General features: G+C 71.6%; 18 protein-coding genes and 2 pseudogenes. 8 read left to right on the top strand and 12 right to left on the bottom strand.

The window, feature by feature from the left end; genetic code table 11:
* Positions 1 to 92 precede the first annotated feature (92 nt).
* Positions 93 to 1,064 carry an alpha/beta hydrolase gene (locus ACSURM_RS06485; RefSeq protein ID WP_436953989.1) on the bottom strand — a complete coding sequence of 324 codons (972 nt, stop codon included), beginning with the start codon at positions 1,062 to 1,064 and terminating at the stop codon, positions 93 to 95.
* 370 nt (positions 1,065 to 1,434) lie between these two features.
* Between ACSURM_RS06485 and ACSURM_RS06490 the strand changes: the two genes are divergently transcribed.
* The 5 genes and pseudogenes from ACSURM_RS06490 (at position 1,435) to ACSURM_RS06510 (ending at position 6,858) form a co-directional block, all read left to right on the top strand.
* Positions 1,435 to 3,321 carry an amidohydrolase gene (locus tag ACSURM_RS06490; protein ID WP_436953990.1) on the top strand — a complete coding sequence of 629 codons (1,887 nt, stop codon included), beginning with the start codon at positions 1,435 to 1,437 and terminating at the stop codon, positions 3,319 to 3,321.
* 121 nt (positions 3,322 to 3,442) lie between these two features.
* Complete coding sequence (locus tag ACSURM_RS06495) at positions 3,443 to 4,105, top strand: hydrolase (protein ID WP_436953991.1); 663 nt, start codon at positions 3,443 to 3,445, stop codon at positions 4,103 to 4,105.
* Between the two features lie 38 nt (positions 4,106 to 4,143).
* A complete protein-coding gene (locus tag ACSURM_RS06500) occupies positions 4,144 to 4,668 on the top strand; it encodes a DoxX family protein (RefSeq protein WP_436960958.1) in 525 nt (174 codons plus the stop codon).
* 159 nt (positions 4,669 to 4,827) lie between these two features.
* Positions 4,828 to 6,366, top strand: a pseudogene (locus tag ACSURM_RS06505) (MFS transporter); the annotation flags it as partial.
* Positions 6,367 to 6,501: 135 nt separating this feature from the next.
* Positions 6,502 to 6,858, top strand: a complete 357-nt coding sequence (locus ACSURM_RS06510; protein ID WP_436960960.1) for a GNAT family N-acetyltransferase — start codon at positions 6,502 to 6,504, stop codon at positions 6,856 to 6,858.
* Between the two features lie 210 nt (positions 6,859 to 7,068).
* Here the strand turns inward: ACSURM_RS06510 and ACSURM_RS06515 are convergent.
* Positions 7,069 to 7,337 (bottom strand): annotated as a pseudogene (locus ACSURM_RS06515) (alpha/beta hydrolase); the annotation flags it as partial.
* Positions 7,338 to 7,679: 342 nt separating this feature from the next.
* Here ACSURM_RS06515 and ACSURM_RS06520 point away from each other — a divergent pair.
* Together ACSURM_RS06520 and ACSURM_RS06525 are read left to right on the top strand one after the other, a co-directional pair.
* Complete coding sequence (locus ACSURM_RS06520) at positions 7,680 to 8,735, top strand: helix-turn-helix domain-containing protein (RefSeq protein ID WP_436953992.1); 1,056 nt, start codon at positions 7,680 to 7,682, stop codon at positions 8,733 to 8,735.
* Positions 8,732 to 9,751: an alpha/beta hydrolase gene (locus ACSURM_RS06525; RefSeq protein ID WP_436953993.1), complete on the top strand. Its 1,020-nt coding sequence runs from the start codon at positions 8,732 to 8,734 to the stop codon at positions 9,749 to 9,751. The genes ACSURM_RS06520 and ACSURM_RS06525 overlap by 4 nt, the downstream gene beginning before the upstream one ends.
* A 98-nt stretch (positions 9,752 to 9,849) precedes the next feature.
* On the opposite strand, the gene ACSURM_RS06530 is transcribed toward ACSURM_RS06525, so the two are convergent.
* The 5 genes from ACSURM_RS06530 to ACSURM_RS06550 all read right to left on the bottom strand — a co-directional run bounded on the left by ACSURM_RS06530 (position 9,850) and on the right by ACSURM_RS06550 (position 15,064).
* Positions 9,850 to 10,464 carry an FMN reductase gene (locus tag ACSURM_RS06530; RefSeq protein WP_436953994.1) on the bottom strand — a complete coding sequence of 205 codons (615 nt, stop codon included), beginning with the start codon at positions 10,462 to 10,464 and terminating at the stop codon, positions 9,850 to 9,852.
* A complete protein-coding gene (locus tag ACSURM_RS06535) occupies positions 10,461 to 11,546 on the bottom strand; it encodes an LLM class flavin-dependent oxidoreductase (RefSeq protein ID WP_436953995.1) in 1,086 nt (361 codons plus the stop codon). Before ACSURM_RS06535 ends, ACSURM_RS06530 begins: the two co-directional genes overlap by 4 nt.
* Positions 11,547 to 11,768: 222 nt before the next feature.
* On the bottom strand, positions 11,769 to 12,605 hold the full coding sequence (locus tag ACSURM_RS06540; protein WP_436953996.1) for an alpha/beta fold hydrolase: 837 nt from the start codon (positions 12,603 to 12,605) through the stop codon (positions 11,769 to 11,771).
* 170 nt (positions 12,606 to 12,775) lie between these two features.
* Positions 12,776 to 13,969, bottom strand: a complete 1,194-nt coding sequence (locus ACSURM_RS06545; protein ID WP_436953997.1) for an MBL fold metallo-hydrolase — start codon at positions 13,967 to 13,969, stop codon at positions 12,776 to 12,778.
* Positions 13,970 to 14,278: 309 nt separating this feature from the next.
* Complete coding sequence (locus ACSURM_RS06550; RefSeq protein WP_436960962.1) at positions 14,279 to 15,064, bottom strand: SGNH/GDSL hydrolase family protein; 786 nt, start codon at positions 15,062 to 15,064, stop codon at positions 14,279 to 14,281.
* A gap of 272 nt (positions 15,065 to 15,336) precedes the next feature.
* Between ACSURM_RS06550 and ACSURM_RS06555 the strand changes: the two genes are divergently transcribed.
* Positions 15,337 to 16,134 (top strand): tyrosine-protein phosphatase, encoded by a 798-nt coding sequence (locus ACSURM_RS06555; RefSeq protein ID WP_436953998.1) that lies wholly within the window; start codon positions 15,337 to 15,339, stop codon positions 16,132 to 16,134.
* A 17-nt stretch (positions 16,135 to 16,151) separates the two neighbouring features.
* On the opposite strand, the gene ACSURM_RS06560 is transcribed toward ACSURM_RS06555, so the two are convergent.
* The 5 genes from ACSURM_RS06560 to ispG all read right to left on the bottom strand — a co-directional run bounded on the left by ACSURM_RS06560 (position 16,152) and on the right by ispG (position 21,447).
* On the bottom strand, positions 16,152 to 16,274 hold the full coding sequence (locus ACSURM_RS06560) for a DUF6126 family protein (protein ID WP_037656302.1): 123 nt from the start codon (positions 16,272 to 16,274) through the stop codon (positions 16,152 to 16,154).
* Positions 16,271 to 16,894, bottom strand: a complete 624-nt coding sequence (locus ACSURM_RS06565; protein WP_436953999.1) for a helix-turn-helix domain-containing protein — start codon at positions 16,892 to 16,894, stop codon at positions 16,271 to 16,273. Before ACSURM_RS06565 ends, ACSURM_RS06560 begins: the two co-directional genes overlap by 4 nt.
* 107 nt (positions 16,895 to 17,001) lie before the next feature.
* Positions 17,002 to 18,387, bottom strand: coding sequence for an aspartate aminotransferase family protein (locus ACSURM_RS06570; RefSeq protein WP_289968896.1), 1,386 nt, complete (start codon positions 18,385 to 18,387; stop codon positions 17,002 to 17,004).
* Positions 18,384 to 20,282: a 1-deoxy-D-xylulose-5-phosphate synthase gene (dxs, locus tag ACSURM_RS06575; protein WP_436954000.1), complete on the bottom strand. Its 1,899-nt coding sequence runs from the start codon at positions 20,280 to 20,282 to the stop codon at positions 18,384 to 18,386. The genes ACSURM_RS06570 and dxs overlap by 4 nt, the downstream gene beginning before the upstream one ends.
* 31 nt (positions 20,283 to 20,313) lie before the next feature.
* On the bottom strand, positions 20,314 to 21,447 hold the full coding sequence (ispG, locus tag ACSURM_RS06580) for a flavodoxin-dependent (E)-4-hydroxy-3-methylbut-2-enyl-diphosphate synthase (RefSeq protein ID WP_436954001.1): 1,134 nt from the start codon (positions 21,445 to 21,447) through the stop codon (positions 20,314 to 20,316).
* Between the last annotated feature and the right edge of the window lie 3 nt (positions 21,448 to 21,450).

Consider the following 21,450-nt stretch of genomic DNA (forward strand, 5'->3'; position numbering starts at 1 on the left):
GACGACAGCGGCGTCGATCGCCTCCCCGGCGCCGCGCGTGGGGTGCCGAGGCGACGGTGGGACAGGGGTGCTCGTGGAGTGGTTCCTCGTGGTCAGACGCTGTGCAGAGCGACGTACAGGGTGTCGGCGGCGAGCGTGATGGCGGCGGTCGCCGCGTGCGTCCCGCGCAGGGCGTCGAGCATGACGAAGTCGTGGATGGTGCCCTGGAAGCGGACGGCGACGACGGGAACACCGGCCGCGCGGAGCTTGCCCGCGTAGGCTTCGCCCTCGTCGCGCAGTACGTCGGCCTCCGCCGTGATCACCAGGGCGGGGGGAAGGCCGGTGAGCTGCTCGGTGGTCGCCCGCAGGGGGGAGGCGGTGATCTCCCCGCGTTCCGCCTCTTTCGTCGTGTACTGGTCCCAGAACCACCGCATGCCGTCGCGGCGCAGGAAGTACCCCGTGGCGAACCGGTGGTACGAGCCGGTGTCGAAGGCGGCGTCGGTGACGGGGTAGAACAGCACCTGCCGCACCAGCGGAACGCCACCGCGCTCCTTGGCCATCAGGGTCAGCGCGGCCGCCATGTTGCCGCCCACCGAGTCGCCCGCGACCGCGATGCGGCCGGCGTCCAGCCCCTTGGCCGCGCCCTGCTCGACGACCCAGCGGGCCACGGTGAAGTTCTGCTCGATGGCGACCGGGTAACGTGCCTCGGGCGAGAGCGCGTACTCCGGGAAGACCACCGCGGCATCGGCGCCGACGGCGAGTTCGCGGACCAGACGGTCGTGCGTGTGAGCGTTGCCGAAGACCCAGCCGGCGCCGTGGAGGTAGATGACGACCGGGAGCGGGCCTTCGCTGCCGGCCGGTCTGACGATCCGCGTACGGACGCTGCCCGTCGGGCCGCCCGGGACGCTGACCCACTCCTCGTCGACCGCCGGCTTGTCGATCGCGCCGGACTGGACCTCGTCCACGGCCTTCCGGCCCTCCGCCGGGGGCAGTTCGAACAGATGGGGCGGGTCGTCGGTGGCCTTGGCGAAGGCGGCCGCCGCGGGTTCCAGCACAGGCTGAACCGCCTCGATGGCATCGGACACAGGTGTCTCCAGGGGGTACGGAGCATGCCGGTGCTTCCGGCATGACGGGCCGGGCGCCGCCGACGACGACACCCGATGTGACTTCCCGCGACGCTAATTCCGTCGTCCCGGAGGATTTCTCCGGCAGTGCACCCGTTCTTTCCCCGCTGTGCACGGGCCACCCGCTCCTGCCGTCATCCGGGCAGGGTCGGGCGGCACGGTGCGCGGTCAGGCAAAGCGCTGTGCACTCGGGGGTAATTCCGCCGGGCCACAGCGCCTACCTTGGTGATGCGGCGCGGTCGCCGAGGGTGTCGCGATTACCGAAGTCCGCCTTGCCATTTCGTGATGCGGGTCGAAGTCGCTTTTCCAACGGGAGAGGGAGTCCCAGAAGATGTCAACAATGCCCGTCGGCGGGCTGGTTCCACAGCCCACCGACGATGCCGCCGAACTGGTCGTCCGCAACGCCAAGATCCACACCGGGGACCCGTCGCGGCCGCGGGCCGAGGCACTGGGAATCCGCGACGGTGTCATCACGGTAATAGGCGACGACAGGGACGTGGCCGGCCACATCGGCCCGGACACCAAGGTGGTCGACGCGCTCGGGCGACGGGTGATCCCGGGCCTCAACGACTCCCATCTCCACGTGATCCGCGGGGGCCTCAACTACGTCCTCGAATTGCGCTGGGACGGCGTGCGCAGTCTGCGCCAGGGGCTGGCGATGCTCCGCGAGCAGGCGGCCCGCACTCCCAAGGGCCAGTGGGTCCGTGTCGTCGGCGGCTGGTCGGCGGAGCAGTTCACCGAACGACGGCTGCCGACCGTCGCCGAGCTGAACGCGGCCGCCCCCGACACTCCCGTGTTCGTGCTGCACCTGTACCAGTCGGCCGTCCTGAACCGGGCGGCGCTGAAGGCCGCCGGCTTCACCAAGGACACCCCCGACCCCAAGGGGGGCCAGATCGTGCGGGGCCGCGACGGCGAGCCGACCGGCATGCTGCTGGCGGCGCCGAGCGCCCTGATCCTGTATTCCACTCTCGCCAAGGCTCCGGTGCTGGAGGGCGAGGACAAGAAGACCTCCACGCGTCATTTCCTGCGCGAGCTGAACAGGTTCGGGCTCACGTCGGCGATCGACGCCGCAGGGGGGTTCCAGAACTTTCCCGACAACTATGCGACCGTCATCGAACTGGCCAAGGCGGGCCAGTTGTCGCTCCGCATCGCTTACCACCTCTTTCCGCAGACCCCGGGCCAGGAGATCGACGATCTCGCGCGCTGGATCGAGACGGCCCGCCCCGAGGACGGCGACGCATGGCTGCGCCTCAATGGTGCCGGGGAAAATCTCACCTGGGCCGCCGCGGATTTCGAGAACTTCACCCAGCCGCGACCGGAACTCTCCGCCGATTACGAGGTGGAATTCGAGAAGGCGGTCCGCCTCCTCATGGAGAACGGCTGGGGATTCCGGCTGCACGCCACCTATGACGAGACCATCCGCCGCGATCTCGGCGTGTTCGAGAAGCTCGCCGCGGAAGGGCTCTTCCCGGCCGGGAACCGGTGGCTCTTCGACCACGCCGAGACCGTCTCCGCGGAGAGCCTCGACCGCATCGCCGTCCTCGGCGGCGCGATGTCCGTGCAGAACCGTCTCTCCTTCCAGGGCGAGGCGTTCCTGCGGCGCTACGGGCCGGGGGCCGCGGCCGACGCCCCGCCGATCCGGGCCATGCTGGACCGCGGCCTGACCGTGGGCGCCGGCACCGACGCCACCCGGGTCTCCACCTACAACCCCTGGGTCGCCCTGCACTGGCTCGTCAGCGGCCGTTCCGTCGGCGACCTGACGCTGCGACCGCCCGCCAACCGCGTCGACCGGCAGACGGCGTTGACGATGTTCACCCTCGCCGGCGCGCAGCTGACCGGCGAGGACGACGTCAAGGGCGTCCTGAGGCCCGGCTGCTACGGAGACCTCGCGGTGCTGTCCGACGACTACTTCACCGTGCCCGAAGCCGAGATCGCCGGCATCGAATCGCTCCTGACCGTCACCGGCGGCCGGATCGTCTACGCCGCCGCCGAGTACGAAGGGCTCGACGAGGAACTCCCGCCGGTCCCGTCCTGGAGCCCGGTCGCGCGTTTCGGCGGCTACCAGGCCTCCCGCCCCACGGCCCTCGCCGGTGCCCGCCAGGCGGAACTGCTCGGCGAGGCCGTCGCCGAGTCGGAGCGGCACCGCCGGTGGCGCACGGCCCGCGGCCTGACCCCGGCGGCGGCGAGCGCCCCCTTCGACCCCTGCTTCGACCTCTGAACCCCTGGAAGCCCTGACCTCCGGTCACTTCTTCCCACTCCGAGTCCCCGTCCGAGGGGACGGTCCAGCACGGCACGGACAGCGGTCCGCGTCGTCATCCTTCCGAGAAAGGCACCTCCTCATGGTCAACATCTCCCAGGTCACCGCGTCCCCCAGCCCCGACCTGCTCACGCCGGACAACTGCGCGGTGCTCTTCGTCGACCACCAGCCGCAGATGTTCTTCGGCACCGGCAGCGGTGACCGCACGGCCATCATCAACTCCACCGTGGGCCTGGCGAAGGCCGCGAAGGTGTTCGACGTGCCGGTCGTCCTGAGCACAGTGGCCGCCGAGTCGTTCTCGGGCCCGCTGATGCCGCAGCTGGCCGACGTCTTCCCCGGCCACAAGGTCGTCGACCGCAGCACCATGAACGCCTGGGAGGACGTGAACTTCGTCGAGGCGGTCAAGGCCACCGGCCGCAAGAAGCTCGTCATCGCCGGTCTGTGGACCGAGGTCTGCGTGGTCCTGCCCGCCCTCTCCGCCCTCGCCCAGGGCTACGAGGTCTACGTCGTCACCGACGCCTCCGGCGGTGTCAGCCCGCAGGCGCACGAGCACGCCGTGCAGCGCATGATCCAGGCCGGCGCCGTTCCGGTCACCTGGGTGCAGGTGCTGCTGGAGCTCCAGCGCGACTGGGCCCGCACCGAGACGTACGCCGCGGTGGGCGACGTGGTCAAGGCGCACGGCGGCGCCTACGGCCTCGGCATGGTCTACGCGCAGGCCGTCATCGGCGCCCACGCGGCGGGCTGACCTTCACCACGGACACGTAGGGAACAGGCAGGGACATGATGGACGCCGGACTTTTGATCCTGCGGCTCGTGCTGGGACTCCTCATCGCCGGGCACGGCGTGCAGAAGGTGAGCTTCCGCCTCGGCGGCAAGGGGCTGGCAGGCGGGACCGAGGAATTCCGGGGGGACGGATTCCGCGGTGGCCGGCTGACGGCGCTCACCGCGGGAGCCGGCCAGATCGGCTCCGGCCTGTTCCTGGCGGCCGGGCTGCTCACCCCGCTGGCCGCGATGGCCGCCATGGGGGTGATGACGGTCGCCGGCACCGTGAAGTGGCCCAAGGGACTCTGGGTCCAGAACGACGGCTACGAGTACCCCCTGGTCCTCGTGGCCGCCTGCGCCGCGCTGGCCCTCACCGGGCCGGGCCGGTGGTCCGCAGACCACGCGCTGGCCGTCACCCCCTGGCCGGTGTGGGTCTCCGTGACCGTGATCGTCGTGGGGCCGGCGAGCGGCCTGCTGACCCGGCTGGTGCTGCACCGGCCGGCCCCCGCGGGAAGCGGAACCCCTCACCCGCGGTCCGCCCGCTGACGAGTCCGCTCCTCGGCGCCACGCGGAACACGACGGCACGGCCCACCGCCTCCGGAGGGGGCGGTGGACCGGCCGTCGCCGTGTGTCGCGCCCCCGGCCCGCCGCCACCGCGTCACCTCCCCGGAGCGGACGCGCTCGTACTCCTTCTCCGGGACACGTATGAACCTCACGCTCCCTTCCCGACCCGCCCGGCCCGCCGAGCGGGACTCGCCCTGGGCCCCTCTCGCGGCGCGCGTCTTCCGCGCCCTGTGGATCGCCCAGCTGGTCTCCAACATCGGCAGCTGGATGCAGCTGGTCGGCGCCCAATGGCTCCTGATCGGGCACGATCCGGCACTGGTGACGCTGGTCCAGACGGCGTCGAGCCTGCCCGTCGTGCTGCTGGCCCTGCCGTCCGGCGTGATGGCCGATCGCCACGACCGCCGCACGGTGCTGCTGGCCACCCAGGGCGCGCTGTTCGCGGTGTCCGGCGTGCTGACCGCGCTGGCGTTCGCGGATCTCCTCACCCCCTCGCTGCTGCTCGTCCTCACCTTCCTGCTGGGCTGCGGGACGGCGCTGATGGGGCCGGCGTGGCAGGCGATCCAGCCCGAGCTGGTGAAGCGGCGGCAACTGGCGCAGGCCGCGGCCCTCGGCGGCGTCAACATGAACCTGGCTCGGGCCGTCGGGCCGGCCGTGGGCGGCGTGGTGGTGGCGACGGCGGACCCGGCCTGGGTCTTCGCCTTCAACGCCCTCTCCTACCTCGGCATCGCCGTCGTCCTGCTGCTCTGGCGGCGTCCCGGACCCCCTGCCCCCGTACCTGGCGGTGAGAGGTTGCTGGCCGCCCTCGACGCGGGCCGGCGCTACGTGTGGCACGCCCCGGGTATCCGCCGGGTCCTCCTCCGTACGATCCTCTTCGTCCCCGGCGGCGCCGCTCTGTGGGCCCTGCTGCCGCTCGTCGCGAGCCGGTCGCTGCGTCTGGGCTCCGGTGGTTACGGGCTGCTGCTGGGGGCCGTGGGCGCCGGGGCGGTGGCGGGCGCCGTCGTCCTGCCCCGCGGCACCCGGAAGCTGGGCCCCAGCCGGACCCTGGGCTGCGGCGCCCTGCTCCTGGCGGGTGTCCTCCTCGTCCTGGCCACCGTGCGCGACCCGTGGCTGGTCACGGTCGCGCTGCTGTTCGCCGGTGCGGCGTGGATCGCCGTCCTGTCCACGCTCAACGCGGCCGTGCAGACGCAGCTCCCCGGCTGGGTCAGGGCCCGCGGACTCGCCGTCTACCTCCTCGTCTTCCAGGGCGGGCAGGCGCTGGCCGCGCCGCTGTGGGGCACGCTCGCCGCCGGCCTGGGCCTCACCGTTCCGCTGCTGACCGCCGGAGGGCTGCTGGTCGTCTGCGCCGTCAGTCTGCGTCGCTGGCCCCTGCGGGACGGGGAGGAGACCGACCCCTCCCCCTCCGCTCACTGGCCCGTCCCGCCCTTGGTGTTCGCACCGGGGCCGGCCACGGGCCCGGTACTGGTCACCGTCTCCTACCGTGTCGCTCCGGAGAACGGCACGGCCTTCACCGAGCGCATGGAACACGTCGGCCGGGCCCGGCGGCGCACCGGCGCCCTGACGTGGGGTCTGTATCAAGACGGGCAGGATCCGGCCCACTTCATCGAGAACTACCTCGTCGGCTCCTGGTCGGAGCACCTCGCTCAGCACAGGGTCAGGCTCACTCTCACCGACCGGGAGCACGAGGACCGGGCCCGTCTTCTCCTCGCCCCCGGCACTCGCCCGCACGTCACCCACGCCTTCGACACGGCCGCGGGCCCTGTCGTCCCGGAGGACGGCGAACGGACGGAGACCTCTTCAGCAGTCGAAAGGATCATCATGACCGACACTTCCCCCACTCCTGCCGTCGAGCGCGTCGACGGACGGCACCGCTACGAGATCCGCGTCGACGGACGGCGGGCCGGCCTGACCGCCTACCGGGACCGGGACGGGCAGCGGGTGTTCTTCCACACCGAGATCGACGACGCCTACGTCGGCCAGGGACTGGCGTCACGGCTGATCCGGGCCGCGCTCGACGATGTGCGCGCCTCGGGCATGCGCATCGTGCCCGTGTGCCCGTTCGTGGCCGCCTTCCTGTCGAAGCACGACGACTACGAAGCCGTCACCGACCCCGTGACACCGGAGATCCTCGAGTGGTTGGACGCCGAGCTGCGCCACGCTCCCAAGCAGTCATGAGCGGGCATTCCGGAACCGGTTCCCCATGACCGGTACGCGTAGGAGGGGCGGCGCCGCGAATCGGCTCCGCCCCTCCGGTGTTCGAGAGGGCGATCCCTTACGGGGAGGCCAGGGCTCGCCACTGGCCGGGGGACATCCCGTAGGCGTCCGGTACGGGCGATGCGGGAGGTCAGGCGCGGGTGGCCCGGACCGCTTTCTCGATCAGCCCGGCGACGCGCTGAGGACCTCGGCGAGGCGGGGATCGACGTCGGCGGCGAAGACGGCGGGGAACTCGTCGGGCCGGAACGACACGTCGGTGCCGGTCTCGGTGGAGCCGTCGACGGGGAAGGGGGTGTGGACCAGGGCGGCGGCGAGGTCGGAGTCCGGGAAGCGGCCCTGGAGTTCGCCGAGGTCTCGCCCTTCTCCAGGGCGTAACCGGCGAGGTAGACGAGCGCCTCGACGTTGTCCTCCGTGCCGGCGACCGTGATGACGGCGCCTCCGCCGTGACGGTCGGTGGGGCGCGTTCGTCTCTCGGCGCCCTGGTTGTGGCCTGTCCCTGCGCACCGGCCCCGTACGGGCCGGCCGTCGCGGGAGGCTCGCCCGGCAGCGGCGGGAATTTCTGCCTCTGTTGTGCCTGGGACCGGCGCCCGCGGGATGTTTGGCTGTTCCCAGAGAGCGAGAACCCGCAGGTCACACGGTCTGCGAGCCGGTCCTCACGTGCTGCCGTCCGTGCGAGCGGCAGCACGGTACGGCTGGCTTCGGTCGTGCCTTCCGCAGAGGCTTTCCCACTCCGCTGCCTCGCCCTCGGCCCTGGAGAGACCCGTCCCTGAGTGGAGGCCAGCTTGAGCGTGGTGCTGACGACCGACTCCGTACCGGACCAGCAGAAGGTGACGTACTGGAACGAGGTGATGAGCAGAACACTGGTGCCGATGACGGTGTCACCCCGGGGGCCCGGCCCCTTCGACGGCAGGATCGCCACCCGCCACATCGGATACCTCCAGGTCTCGACCGTGGAGGCCGACGCGAAGTTCGTCAGCCGTACACCGGCGCTCATCACCCCGTCCTCCGAAGCGCTGGTGGCGGTGGGCGTCCAGGTATCGGGCACGGCCACCTTCGCGCAGGGCGGCCGGACGACACAGGTGGACGAAGGGGATCTGGTGGTGTATGAGACGGGGAGACCGTACTCCTTCGACTACCCGCGGCGGTTCACCACGCACGTCTTCCAGCTCCCCCGGCGCACCCTGACCGTGCCGGACAGCGACATCCGCCGGATCGCCGGCAGCGCCGTCCACACGAGCGCCGGCGTCGGAGCGACCCTCTATCCCTTCCTGACCGCGTTGGCCTCCCTGGTCTGCGCCCATCCTCCCGTCATCGCGCACAGGCTGGCCGATGACTTCGTCGATCTGCTCAGCGCTCTGCTCACCGAGCGGTCGCATCCGGGCGGCGCACAAACGGACACCGCTTCCGCCGCCCTGCTGCTGCGCGTCCGTGAGCACATCGACCGCAACCTGGGCGACCCGGACCTGTCGCCGGAGAGCATCGCCCGGGCGCACGGCATGTCGGTGCGCTACCTCCACAAGCTGTTCGAGGGTGAGGAGACCACCGTCTGCCGGCTCATCCAGCGACGGCGTCTGGAGGAATGCAGCCGGGAGCTGGCCCGGCGCGGCAGGGCGACCCCCAGTGTGTCGGCGGTCGCCCACCGGTGGGGATTCAGCAGCCCCGCCCACTTCAGCCGGGTGTTCCGCGCCGCCTACGGTGTCCCTCCCCGTGAGTGGCGCGCGCTGCACTCCGCCCCGGGCCGGCTCCTCCCGGTGCCCGCCGGCCCGTCCCCGGCCTCGTCGATGACGAGGGCCGACGGCCCGCGGCATCCGAGGCATCTCCGGCTGGAGAGCGCGTGAGCGACCTTCCGCCCCCGCCCCGTCGGCGCACCGTCCTCGACCGCCCCACCCGGGAGTTCGTGGACCAGGGGTCGGTGTCTTCGGTGCCACACCGGCTCGAACCGCGTTCCGGGCACACGGACCCCGTGCTCGACGAGGATGCCACGACCACGGAGTGGTTCCTGCTGCCCGGCGGGCCCACCGGTCACGTACGGGTGGAGGTGGTCAGGCCCGTCGGCGGCGTCGGGCCGTTGCCCGTCGTCCTGTTCCTGCACGGCCTGGGCCACGGTCTGGGCCATGTCCTGAGGGATGCCCTGGGAGATGCCGGCACCCGTACGTCATCCCCGACCCATGCCTCGCGTCTGGCGCGCACGTTCGCTCTCGGTACGGACGCGGCCGTCGTCCTGGTCGACTACGCGTCCGCTCCCGAGGCCGCGTACCCGGTCGCCGTCGAGCAGTGCTACGCCGTCGCGCGGTGGCTCTGCGAACGGGGCGGGGAGATCGGACTGGACGGCAGCCGGATGGTCGCCGTCGGCGACTCGGTCGGCGGCACCCTGGTGGCGGCGCTGACCCTGCTCGCGAAGGAACGAGGTGGGGTACGGCTGGCGCGGCAAGTGCTGCTGTGCCCCGTGACCGACTCCGATCTCGGCACGTCGTCCTACCGGGAGTTCGCCGAGGGGTACTTCGTCGGCCGCGACACGATGCGCCGGTTCTGGGACCGGTACGCGCCCGACGTCCGGCAGCGCGGCCTGGCCACCGTCTCGCCCCTGCGGGCGACGCTCGAACAGCTCGCGGGGCTCCCTCCGGCCCTGGTGGTCACCAGTGAGGCCGATGTCGTCCGCGACGAGGGGGAAGCGTACTCGGCCAGGCTCCGCGCGGCCGGTGTGGAGGTGGTGTCGATGCGGTACCACGGCACGATCCACGGCTTCATGGTCCTCGACCGGCTCCGGGACACGGACTCCGCCCGCGCGGCGCTCATCCAGACGCTCGACATCGTCCACCTGGCTCTGCACACGCGTCGCGACCAGGCCCACTGAACCGGCCCCGCACGAGCCGTCGGGGCACGCTCCCTCGAAGCTCCGCGCGCCCCAAGCCTGTATCAGGGCCCGGGGCGCGGCAGGTGACCCGCGGTGCGTCAGTCGAACCGGAGGTCGGAGAGCTGACGTTCGAGGGCGGTGACGTCGTCCTCGGGCGCCTCCCGCGCCGGGCGGGCGGCCATCAGCGCGGCGAGCTCGGCGGCCGCCCTCCGTATCCGGCCGGGCAGGCCCTCGGTGTACTCGTCGCCGCCGGACCCCCAGTCCTCGGAAGCCGCGTACACCGCGGTGGGTACCACGGCCGCCCTCAGGTAGGCGAAGAGCGGGCGCAGGGCGTGGTCCAGGACCAGTGAATGGCGGGGCGTCCCGCCGGTCGCCGCGAGGAGGACCGGCCTGCCCGTCAGGGCGTCGGGGTCGATCAGATCGAAGAAGGACTTGAACAGCCCGCTGTAGGAGGCGGTGAAGACGGGGGTCACGGCGATCAGGCCGTCCGCTCGCGTGACCGCGTCGATGGCCGCGGCGAGCGGCGGAGCGGGAAAGCCGGTGACGAGATGGTTGGCGACGGCGAGGGCGAGTTCGCGGAGTTCGATGACCCGCACCTCGGCCGCGTGGCCCTGGGTGCCGAGGTCCTCGCGGGCGGACTCGGCGAGGCGGTCGGCGAGCAGGCGCGTGGAGGACGGGGTGCTCAGGCCCGCCGAGACGGCGACGAGTTTCATGCGCCGGCTCCTTCCTTCGCGGCACGCAGGGAGGCGTGTGTGGGCGCGTCCGGCACGTCGACTGGGCGGCCGACGGCGAACTCCTTGCGCAGCACGGGCACGACCTCCTCGCCGAGGATGTCGAGCTGTTCCAGGACGGTCTTCAGCGGCAGCCCGGCGTGGTCCATCAGGAACAGCTGCCGCTGGTAGTCGCCGACCGTCTCCCGGAAGGACAGCGTCCGGTCGATCACCTGCTGGGGAGAACCGACCGTCAGCGGGGTCTGCTCGGTGAAGTCCTCCAGCGAGGGCCCGTGGCCGTAGACCGGGGCGTTGTCGAAGTACGGGCGGAACTCCCGTACCGCGTCCTGGGAGTTCTTCCGCATGAACACCTGGCCGCCCAGGCCGACGATGGCGTCCTCCGGCCGGCCGTGGCCGTGGAACGCGTACCGCCGCCGGTACAGCTGGACCATCCGACGGGTGTGGTCGGCGGGCCAGAAGATGTTGTTGTGGAAGAAGCCGTCGCCGTAGTACGCGGCCTGCTCGGCGATCTCCGGGGAGCGGATGGAGCCGTGCCAGACGAACGGCGGGACACCGTCCAGCGGGCGGGGCGTGGAGGTGAAGCCCTGCAGCGGAGTGCGGAACTTCCCCTCCCAGTCCACGACGTCCTCGCGCCACAGCCGGCGCAGCAGGGCGTAGTTCTCCTTGGCGAGGTTGATGCCCTGCCGGATGTCCTTGCCGAACCACGGGTACACCGGCCCGGTGTTACCGCGCCCCATCATCAGGTCCACCCGGCCGTCGGCCAGGTGCTGGAGCATCGCGAAGTCCTCCGCGATCTTCACCGGGTCGTTGGTGGTGATCAGGGTGGTGGAGGTGGACAGGATCAGCTTCTCGGTGCGGGCGGCTATGTAGCCGAGCATCGTGGTCGGGGACGACGGCACGAACGGCGGGTTGTGGTGCTCACCGGTGGCGAAGACGTCCAGCCCGACCTCCTCCGCCTTCAGCGCGATGGCGACCATCGCCTTGATCCGCTCGCCCTCCGTAGGGGTGCGCTCTGTCGTCGGGTCGGGGGTGACGTCCCCCACGGAAAAGACTCCGAACTGCATAAGTGCCTCATTGGTAGTGCATCAGTGTCGTTCCCCGGAATGTAGGTGTTCCGTGGGTGACCCTCGTGCTCGTGAGCGCAGGAGGTGTTGTCTCGCAACGCCCGCCCCGGCCGCGGCCGGATGGCCGGCGGAGACGCGGAACTGCCCGCCCGGATGACCGGACGGGCAGTGGACGTGTTCGGGCCCGCCCGCTCGTTCGAGCGGGCGACGGGCCGGTGCGGCTTACTTCCGCAGGAAGGCCAGGAGAGCCTCGTTGACCTCTTCGGCGTGGGTCCACAGCAGGCCGTGCGGGGCGCCCTCGATCTCGACGTAGTCGGCGGAGGGCAGCGCCTTGTGGAAGGGGCGCGCGGTGCCCTCGGCGGGGAGGATGCGGTCGGCGGTGCCGTGGAGGATCAGGGCGGGCACGTCGACGGCGGGGATGTCGGCCCGGAAGTCGGTGTACCAGGTCGACGGCGCGGCGGACGCGGCGAAGAAGCCGCCGCGGGCCGCGGTGTTCCAGCTGTTGCGGACCGCTTCCTCGCTGATCCGGGTGCCCAGGTTCTCGTCGAGGTTGTAGAAGTCGTTGAAGAACGCGGTGTAGTAGGCGTACCGGTCGGCCTTGACGGCGGCGACGACGCCGTCGAAGAACTCCTGCGGGGCCACGCCGTCCGGGTTGTCGTCGCTCTTGAGCAGGAAGGGCTCCAGGGAGGCCAGGAAGGCGACCTTGGCGACGCGGGCCGAGCCGTACGCGGACACGTAGCGGGCGACCTCGCCGGTGCCCATGGAGAAGCCGACGAGGACGGCGTCGTTCAGGTCGAGGGTCTCCATCACCGTGTTCAGGTCGGCGGCGAAGGTGTCGTAGTCGTAGCCGGTCGTCGGCTGCGAGGACTGGCCGAACCCACGGCGGTCGTACGTGATCACGCGGTATCCGGCGTCCAGCAGCACGGCGGTCTGGCGCTCCCAGGAGTGGCCGTCGAGCGGGAACCCGTGGATGAGCACGACCGGCTGACCGGTGCCGTGGTCCTCGTAGTAGAGATCGACGGCGGTGGTGTTCTCCTGGCCAACGGTGATGAACGGCATGTGCTGGTACCTCGTTTTCGGGATGTCGCTCGGCGAACTCCGTCACGCTATGCGGGACATGACGCCGTCGATTGCCGCACAGCGCACCCGTACTTGACCACGGGCGCAGCGGTCACCGGCACCGTGCCGTGCGGCGGGTGTCACCCTGCCCGGCTCGTCCTGATCCCATGTCACCTGTCACCCGCGAGGTCAAGGTCGGCTCGGGGAAGCTCTCCAGGTGTCTCCGCCGGCTTCGGCCGGCGCCACGGACGGGCGATCGGCCGGGACGCCTGCCGCCACCAAGCGTCCGCGGGCAGCTTCCCCGCGGGCTCGAACGGCTCGCCGGGACGGGGGAGCGCCACCGCCTGCCCGGCCTCCTCCGCCGCGTCCTTCGTCCACTCCCCCGGCTCCGCCCAGGGGTGCGGAGCGAGGTTGAAGGTGCCCCAGTGGATGGGCAGCAGCACGCCGTGCGGCGCCCCGCCCTGGAGGTCGAAATGGGCGCGCAGGCCCTCCTCCGGTGTCATGTGGTTCTCGCGCCAGAATTCGCTGTACGCCCCGATCTGGATCATCGTGGCGTCGAACGGGCCGTGCGCGGCGCCGATCTCCCGGAAGCCGTCGAAGTAGCCGGTGTCACCGCTGTGGTGGATCCGGTGCCGCTCGCCGGCGACGGCCCAGGACGCCCAGAGGGTGTGCTGGGTGTTGCGCAGGCCCCGGCCGCAGAAGTGGCGGGCCGGGGTGGCGGTGAGGGTGAGCCCGCCGATCCGGGTGGACTCGTGCCAGTCCAGTTCGCGCAGCCGGTCCGGGGCGACGCCCCAGTGCTCCAGGTGGGCGCCGACGCCGAGCGGCACGGCGAACAGGGTGTTCGTGCCGGCCAGCGCCTTGACGGTGGGCAGGTCCAGGTGGTCGTAGTGGTCGTGCGAGATGACGACGACGTCGACCGGGCCGAGCGCGGCCAGTGGCAGCGGGACCGGATGCAGCCGTTTGGGGCCGGCGAAGGGGACCGGGGAGCAGCGTTCGCCCCAGACGGGGTCGAACAGCACGCGGTGGCCGTCGATCTCGGCGAGCACGCTGGAGTGGCCCATCCAGGTCAGCCGCAGTCCGGTGGCGGGCGGCTCGGCCAGGTCGGCGAAGGTGGTGGGGTGCACCGGGACGGTGCCCAGGGGCGAGCGCAGCGGCCGGGCGTCCTTGTCCAGGTACACCTTGGCGAGGTCCAGTGCCGAGGCGCTCGGCCGGGTGCGGACGGGGCCGCCGGGGTTCCGGAAGGCGCCGTCCTCGAAGTGCGGCGAGCGGCGGATGCGCGCCAGGCGGGCGCCGCCCGGTTCCGCTCCGAACGCGGCGGGCCGCAGGGCACGCGGCCCGGAGCCCGGAGAACGCAGACCGGTCACGGTACCTCCCGGTGGAGTGGGGTGAGGCCCACCATTATGGTCGGCACCTCCGACAGCCGGGTCGGGCCGGGGTACCTCTTCGCGCCCTGCCGTCTCCAAAGGCCCGTCGGCGTGGGCCCGTTCGGTTCCCGCGGACCCGGGGACCGGACCGGCGGCGCGGCCGGCGCCCTTCCCGGGCGGTGGCCCGGTACGGCCTGCGGAGCGGGCGGACGCCGTCCGGGCGGCGAACGACGCGGGCCGCGTCCTGGGCCGCCCGGGCGGGCAGTCCAGGACGCGGCCGGCGGCGTCGGGCCCCGGCGGCGAGCGGCGTCAGGCCACGGAGGCGATGCGCATCTTGATGTCGTCCGGCGAGAGCGTGCCCTTGGCGGTCACGTGGTCGCCGGAGGACTCGCCGCGCAGCCGGCGCCCGATCCAGGGCACGAGGAACTCGCGCGCCCAGTGGACGTCGTCGCGGCGGACCTCCAGGGTGCCCCGGGGCGGCAGCGGCGGCCACGGCTGCTCGGGGTCGGCCGGTACGTCCAGGCCGAGGACCTGTCCGGCCCGCAGCGCCACGCGCGTGTGCCCCTCGGGCGACAGGTGCAGGCGGTCGCTGTCCCAGGCCCGGCGGTCCTGTACGGACTTCAGGGACCACAGGTCGAGCACGGGGCAGCCGTAGCGGTCGGCGATGGCACGGACGTGCCCGTTGTACGTGGCGATCTTGCCGCGCAGGTGCTTGAGCAGGGGCACGCCGCGGGTGTCGAAGCCGGTCGTCACCATCACCGTGCCGGCGGCCGCGGCCAGCCGGGCCACGGCCCGTTCGAAGCGCTCGGCCACCTCGTCGGGGTCGGTGCCCGGGCGGATGATGTCGTTGCCGCCGGCGCAGAAGGAGACCAGGTCGGGCGCCAGGTCCACGGCCTGCGGGAGCTGGTCGGCCACGATCTGGTCGAGCAGTTTCCCGCGCACGGCGAGGTTGGTGTACTGGAAGTCGCCCTCGGGACGCCGGTCGGCGAGCAGCACCGCGAACCGGTCGGCCCAGCCCACGAACGCCCCGTCGGGCCCGGGGTCGCCGACGCCCTCGGTGAAGCTGTCCCCCACCGCCACGTACGACCCGATCACTGATCTGCTGTCACTCTTCGAATCGTCTGCCACGTCGGACCATGATTCACCTTCGGATGTGACCTACGCGACCGTAGGCAGGGGTTGACGAACGGTGAGATGAGCCACTCTTAAAGTCTTCGTAATACAGGAATAAAGGCGTCATCGAGGACCGCGGACCCGCCTGACCGTGCCTGTGGACAACTCATTGCCGCAGGAAATCGATGCCGTATGGTCGATCTCAGTGCCCGCCGGCGAGCCGCGACGGCGGGGAACGACCGGGAGGAGCCCCCGTGACGCAGCAGGTCCCGTCGACCGAGCCGGAGCTGGCAGGAGTGCGCAATTTCCGTGACGTGGGCGGGCTGCCGACCGTGGACGGACGGCGCGTGCGCCACGGCGTGCTGTTCCGCAGCGGGCATCTCGCGCACGCGACCGAGGAGGACGCGGCCTTCCTCGCCGCTCTGGGGCTGCACACGATCTTCGACTTCCGCAACGCGGCCGACCAGAAGCTGGAGGGCCCCGACGTCGAGCTGCCCGGCGTGCGGAATGTGAACCTGCCGCTGAGCGACCCGGCGGACGGCGCCGAGTTCTGGAAGATGGTCCGCGACGGCGACCTCGACCAGCTGCGCGCGATCCTCTCCGACGGCAAGGGGGCGGCCCGGATGACCGCCTCCTACCGCACGATGGTCAAGCACCGCACCGCCGAGCACTCCCGGGTGCTGCACGCGCTCGCCGACGACAGCGTCCCCGCGCTGATGCACTGCGCGGCCGGCAAGGACCGCGCGGGCGTGTCCGTCGCCGTCACGCTGCTCGCCCTGGGCGTGGAGCGCGAGGCGATCGTCGCCGACTACCTGGAGTCCGGCGCCAAGCACCGCCGCTACAAGGTCCGGCGCAGCGGCAGCGCGGAAACGGCGTACACGGCGGAGGTGATGGAGCTGCTGGACCCGCTCTTCGACGCTCGCGCGGAGTACCTGGAGGCCGCGTTCGCGAGCATCGAGGAGACCTGGGGCGACGTCGACACCTATCTGACGCGGGGCCTTCGGTTCGCTCCCGAGGCGCGTGAGCGGCTGCGCGAACGCCTGCTGGACTGACGCGGGCGCGGGGGCGGTCAGCCCTTGCCGCCCACCGCGAACAGCAGGTAGAGGAAGGCGGCCAAGACGTGCCCGAGGGCGATGTAGATGATCAGCCGGATCCACAGGGAACGGGGGAACTTCGTCTCGAAGTCGCTCATGGCAGCTCTCCGGTCGGCGAGCCCAGGCACAGCGTGGCCGTGGGGCTCTGCAGCAGGGTGTGGACGAACAGCAGCTCCACGCCGTCGTGGTCGTCGGCGGCGAGGCGGTGCGGGGTGAGCGAGTCGAAGTGCGCGCTGTCGCCGGGGCCGAGCAGGTGCGCGGTGTCCCCGAGCCGCAGCCGCAGCCGTCCCTGGAGGACGTAGAGCCACTCCTCTCCGGGGTGGACGCGCACGATGTCGCCCTGGGAGCCGTAGGGCACCCGCACCCGCAGGGCCTGCATGCCGCGGCCGGGCGCCCCGGCCTGGAGGTACGTCCAGCCGCCCGCCCGGGTCGGCTCCATGTCGGCGGCGCGCACGATGGCGTCCCGGTCGGCGACCGTCTCGCCGAGCAGTTCGGAGACGGTCGTACCGTAGATGCGGGCGAGCGCGAGGAGCATCGGCAGCGACGGCTGCCGGTGTCCGGTCTCCAGGCGGGACAGATGGGCCGGGGAGAGACCGGCGGAGCGGGCCGCGGCCTCCAGGGTGAGGCCGGCGCGCCGGCGCAGAGCGCGCAGCTGGGGTGCGACGGCGGGCAGGCCGCCGTCCGCAGCCGCCGGCGGCACGGCGTCTGAGGCGTTCATGCCTCCATTGAGCCCGACCTTTGCCCGTCGGGCAATTTTCTTGCCTGAGAGGCAAGAGGGGCGCCTCGGCGTTCACCGCCGTCGGCGCCCCGCCCGCCGGGCGGCCGTCAGCGGTTGGCCACGGCCTGCTTGATCAGGGTCTTGCCGAAGTCCCACATCAGGCCGCCGCCGCTGTGCGCGTCGTCCATCACCGCGGTGAAGGCGTCCACGAACCGGTCCACGTCGGCCTCGTCGATGACCAACGGCGGAATGAGCTTGATCACCTCCAGGTGGTCGCCGGAGACCTGGGTGAGGATCCGGTGCTTCTGAAGCAGCGGTACGACGACCATCTGGGCGAACAGCCCCTTGCGGGCGGCCTGGAGCATGGTCCAGCGACCGCGCAGCTTCAGCGACGACGGCTTGCCGAACTCGATGCCGATCATCAGGCCCCGGCCGCGTACGTCGGCGAGCAGCTCGTACTTGTCGATCAGCGCGGCCAGCCGGGACTTCAGCAGTTCGCCCGTGCGGCGCACGCCGGCGACGATCTGCTCGTTCTCCATGACCGACAGCACGGCGAGGCCGCACGCCATCGCCTGGGCGTTGGAGCCGAAGCTCGCCGAGTGCACCAGCACGCGGTCCATGGACGAGTAGACCTTCTTGAAGATCCACTCCTTGCCGAGGGTGGCGCCCACCGGCACATAGCCGCCCGACAGGGCCTTGGCCACGCACACCAGGTCCGGTTCGACGCCGTCCTCGTGCTGGTAGGCGTAGAAGTCGCCGGTGCGGCCGAGGCCGGTCTGCACCTCGTCGGCGATGAGCAGCGCCTTGTGCTTGTGCAGCAGCTCCTGCGCGGCCCGCAGATAGCCGGGGGGTGCCTCATGGACGCCCTTGCCCTGGATCGGCTCCACGATCAGCGCGGCGACGTCGCCCTTGCGCAACTCCCGGGCGAGGGCGTCCAGATCGCCGAGCGGCACGGCGGTGTCGGGCAGCAGCGGGGCGAACCCGTCGCGGAAGCCGTCCTCGCCGTTGACCGACAGCGAGCCGGTGGTCAGTCCGTGGAAGGCGTGGTCGCAGTACAGGACGCGGGGCTTGCCGGTGGCGTACCGGGCGAACTTCAGGGCCGTCTCGACCGCTTCGGTGCCGCTGTTGCCGAAGAACACCCGGTCCAGGTGCGGGCTGTGGGCGAGGAGCCGTTCGGCGAGCAGGCCGGGCAGCGGCTGGCAGTCGAAGCGGGTGAGGTCGGCGAGGTCGAGGTCCAGGACGTCGTGCAGCGCCTTGCGGACGACCGGGTGGTGGCGGCCCAGGCCCATCACCCCGAACCCGGCGAGCATGTCCAGGTAGTCGTTGCCGTCCGCGTCGAAGAAGTGCGCTCCCTCGGCACGCTCGTAGACCTTGTCGAAGCCGATGGTGTGCAGCATCCGCGGCAGCTGCGGGTTGAGGTGCCTGGCGTGCAGCTCGTAGCGTTCGGCTCCGCGCTCGGCGAGCAGGGCGCCGAGGTCGAACTCGGTGGTCATTCACTCTCCTTGACTGTGCCGTCGACGTCCTTGACGGCCAGGCTCGCGCTGATCCGCCCGGCGATCTCGACGGGGGTGAGGCCGATGTCGGCCAGCACCTCGCTGCGCTTGGCGTGCGCGAGGAACTGCTCGGGGATGCCGAACCGCCGTACCGCCACGTCCACGTCGGCGTCGCCGAGGGCCAGCGCGACGGCCGAACCGACACCGGCGGCGCGGCTGTTGTCCTCCACCACGGCCACCAGCCGGTGTCCGGCGGCGAGCCGGGGCAGGGCGGGGTCGACGGGTTTGACCCAGCGCGGGTCGACCACCGTGCAGCCGATGCCGCGGGCTTCGAGCAGTTCGGCGGTCTTCAGGCACACCGTGGCCATCACGCCGACGGCCACCAGCAGCACCTCGGGGCGTTCGGCCCGGTGCAGGACGTCCATGCCGCCGACCCGGTCGACGGCGGGGACGCGCGGACCGGCGGTCTCCTTGGGGAAGCGGATGAGCGTGGGCGCGTCGTCCACGGCGACCGCCTCGCGCAGCTGGGCGCGCAGTTGGTCGGCGTCGCGCGGCGCGGCGATCCTGAGGCCGGGGACGACCTGGAGGATGGACATGTCCCACATGCCGTTGTGGGAGGCCCCGTCGGTGCCGGTGACGCCGGCCCGGTCGAGCACGAAGGTGACCCCGCAGCGGTGCAGGGCGACGTCCATCAGCAGCTGGTCGAAGGCCCGGTTGAGGAAGGTGGCGTAGACGGCGACGACCGGGTGCAGTCCGCCGGTGGCGAGACCGGCCGCGGAGACCGCCGCGTGCTGTTCGGCGATGCCGACGTCCCAGACGCGGTCGGGGAAGCGTTCGGCGAACTTGGCGAGGCCGACCGGGTGCAGCATGGCCGCCGTGATCGCCACGACGTCCTCGCGTTCCTCCCCGATCCGGACGATCTCCTCGCCGAACACCGAGGTCCACGAGGGCCCCTTGGACGGGGCGAGGGGCTCGCAGGTGAGCGGGTCCATCACGCCGACGGAGTGGAAGTGGTCCTCCTCGTGCGCGAGGGCGGGTTCGTAGCCGCGGCCCTTCTCGGTGAGGCAGTGGACCAGGACGGGGCCGTGGAAGCGTTTGGCGCGGCGCAGCGCCGACTCGACGGCCTTGATGTCGTGGCCGTCGATCGGGCCGAGGTACTTCAGGCCCAGGTCCTCGAACATCCCTTGCGGGGCGAAGGCGTCCTTGAAGCCCTTCTTCGCGCCGTGCAGGGACTCGTAGAGCGTGCTGCCGACGACCGGGGTGCGCTGGAGCACCTCCTTGCCCCAGGCGAGGACCTTTTCGTAGCCGTCGGTGGTGCGCAGGGTGGCCAGGTGGTTGGCCAGGCCGCCGATGGTGGGGGCGTAGGAGCGTTCGTTGTCGTTGACGACGATGATCAGCGGCCGGTCGCGGGCGGCGGCGATGTTGTTCAGCGCCTCCCAGGCCATGCCGCCGGTCAGCGCGCCGTCGCCGATGACGGCGACCACATGGCCCTTCTCCCCCTGCACCTGGTTGGCCTTGGCGAGGCCGTCGGCCCAGCCGAGCGCCGTGGAGGCGTGGCTGTTCTCGATGACGTCGTGCTCGGACTCCTCGCGCGAGGGGTAACCGGACAGTCCGCCCTTGCCGCGCAGCTTGGAGAAGTCCTGACGGCCGGTCAGCAGTTTGTGTACGTAACTCTGGTGGCCGGTGTCCCACAGGATGCGGTCGACCGGTGACTCGAAGACCCGGTGGAGCGCGACGGTGAGTTCCACCACGCCCAGGTTGGGCCCGAGGTGACCGCCGGTCCTCGACACCGCGTGCACCAGGAACTCACGTATTTCCCCGGACAGTTCCCCGAGTTCCGCCTCGGACAGCGCCTTCAGGTCGCGTGGTCCCCGGATGCTCTCCAGAATGGTCACTCTCGGGCCCCCTCTCGTTGCGTGCCTTGCCTCAACTCACCTGGTCCGACAGGCTCTTGCTCTCGGCGAGCTTCATGGCCTCCTCGATCAGGGTCTCCACGATCTTCGACTCGGGGACGGTCTTGACGACCTCGCCCTTGACGAAGATCTGGCCCTTGCCGTTGCCGGAGGCCACGCCGAGGTCGGCCTCGCGGGCCTCGCCCGGACCGTTGACCACACACCCCATCACCGCGACCCGCAGCGGCACCTCCATGCCGTCCAGGCCGGCCGTCACCTCCTCGGCGAGCTTGTAGACATCGACCTGGGCCCGGCCGCAGGACGGGCAGGAGACGATCTCCAGCCGGCGCTGCCGCAGTCCCAGGGACTCCAGGATCTGGATGCCGACCTTGACCTCCTCCACCGGCGGCGCGCTCAGCGACACCCGGATGGTGTCGCCGATGCCCTGGCTCAGCAGCGCGCCGAAGGCCACCGCCGACTTGATCGTGCCCTGGAACGCGGGGCCGGCCTCGGTCACGCCGAGGTGCAGCGGGTAGTCGCACCGCTCGGCGAGCTGGCGGTAGGCCTCGATCATGACGACCGGGTCGTTGTGCTTGACGGAGATCTTGATGTCCCGGAAGCCGTGCTCCTCGAAGAGGGACGCCTCCCACAACGCCGACTCCACCAGCGCCTCGGGCGTCGCCTTGCCGTACTTCTGGAGCAGACGGCGGTCCAGGGAACCGGCGTTGACGCCGATCCGGATCGGCGTGCCGTGGTCGTTCGCGGCGCGCGCGATCTCCTTGACCTTGTCGTCGAACTGCTTGATGTTGCCCGGGTTGACCCGCACCGCCGCGCAGCCGGCCTCGATGGCCGCGAACACGTACTTCGGCTGGAAGTGGATGTCCGCGATCACCGGGATCTGCGACTTCTTCGCGATGGTCGCCAGGGCGTCCGCGTCGTCCTGCGTGGGGCAGGCGACGCGGACGATCTGGCAGCCGGACGCGGTGAGTTCGGCGATCTGCTGGAGGGTGGCGCCGATGTCGGACGTACGGGTCGTCGTCATCGACTGCACCGACACCGGGGCCCCGCCCCCGACCGGTACCGGCCCGACCTGGATCTGCCGCGACTGCCGCCGCTGCGCGATGGGACGGGCCGGTACCTCGGGGACGCCCAGGGGGACGGCGGTCACCGC

The sequence above is a fragment of the Streptomyces sp. SudanB182_2057 genome, assembly GCF_964272715.1.
GTDB lineage: Bacteria > Actinomycetota > Actinomycetes > Streptomycetales > Streptomycetaceae > Streptomyces > Streptomyces rubradiris.

Excerpts from the sequence above, each read along its gene's own strand:
- ACSURM_RS06490 (WP_436953990.1), top strand. The coding sequence starts at position 1,435 with ATGTCAACAATGCCCGTCGGCGGGCTGGTTCCACAGCCCACCGACGAT.
- ACSURM_RS06495 (WP_436953991.1), top strand. The coding sequence starts at position 3,443 with ATGGTCAACATCTCCCAGGTCACCGCGTCCCCCAGCCCCGACCTGCTC.
- ACSURM_RS06500 (WP_436960958.1), top strand. The coding sequence starts at position 4,144 with ATGGACGCCGGACTTTTGATCCTGCGGCTCGTGCTGGGACTCCTCATC.
- ACSURM_RS06510 (WP_436960960.1), top strand. The coding sequence starts at position 6,502 with ATGACCGACACTTCCCCCACTCCTGCCGTCGAGCGCGTCGACGGACGG.
- ACSURM_RS06530 (WP_436953994.1), bottom strand. The coding sequence starts at position 10,464 with ATGAAACTCGTCGCCGTCTCGGCGGGCCTGAGCACCCCGTCCTCCACG.
- ACSURM_RS06535 (WP_436953995.1), bottom strand. The coding sequence starts at position 11,546 with ATGCAGTTCGGAGTCTTTTCCGTGGGGGACGTCACCCCCGACCCGACG.
- ACSURM_RS06540 (WP_436953996.1), bottom strand. The coding sequence starts at position 12,605 with ATGCCGTTCATCACCGTTGGCCAGGAGAACACCACCGCCGTCGATCTC.
- ACSURM_RS06560 (WP_037656302.1), bottom strand. The coding sequence starts at position 16,274 with ATGAGCGACTTCGAGACGAAGTTCCCCCGTTCCCTGTGGATCCGGCTG.
- ACSURM_RS06565 (WP_436953999.1), bottom strand. The coding sequence starts at position 16,894 with ATGAACGCCTCAGACGCCGTGCCGCCGGCGGCTGCGGACGGCGGCCTG.
- ACSURM_RS06570 (WP_289968896.1), bottom strand. The coding sequence starts at position 18,387 with ATGACCACCGAGTTCGACCTCGGCGCCCTGCTCGCCGAGCGCGGAGCC.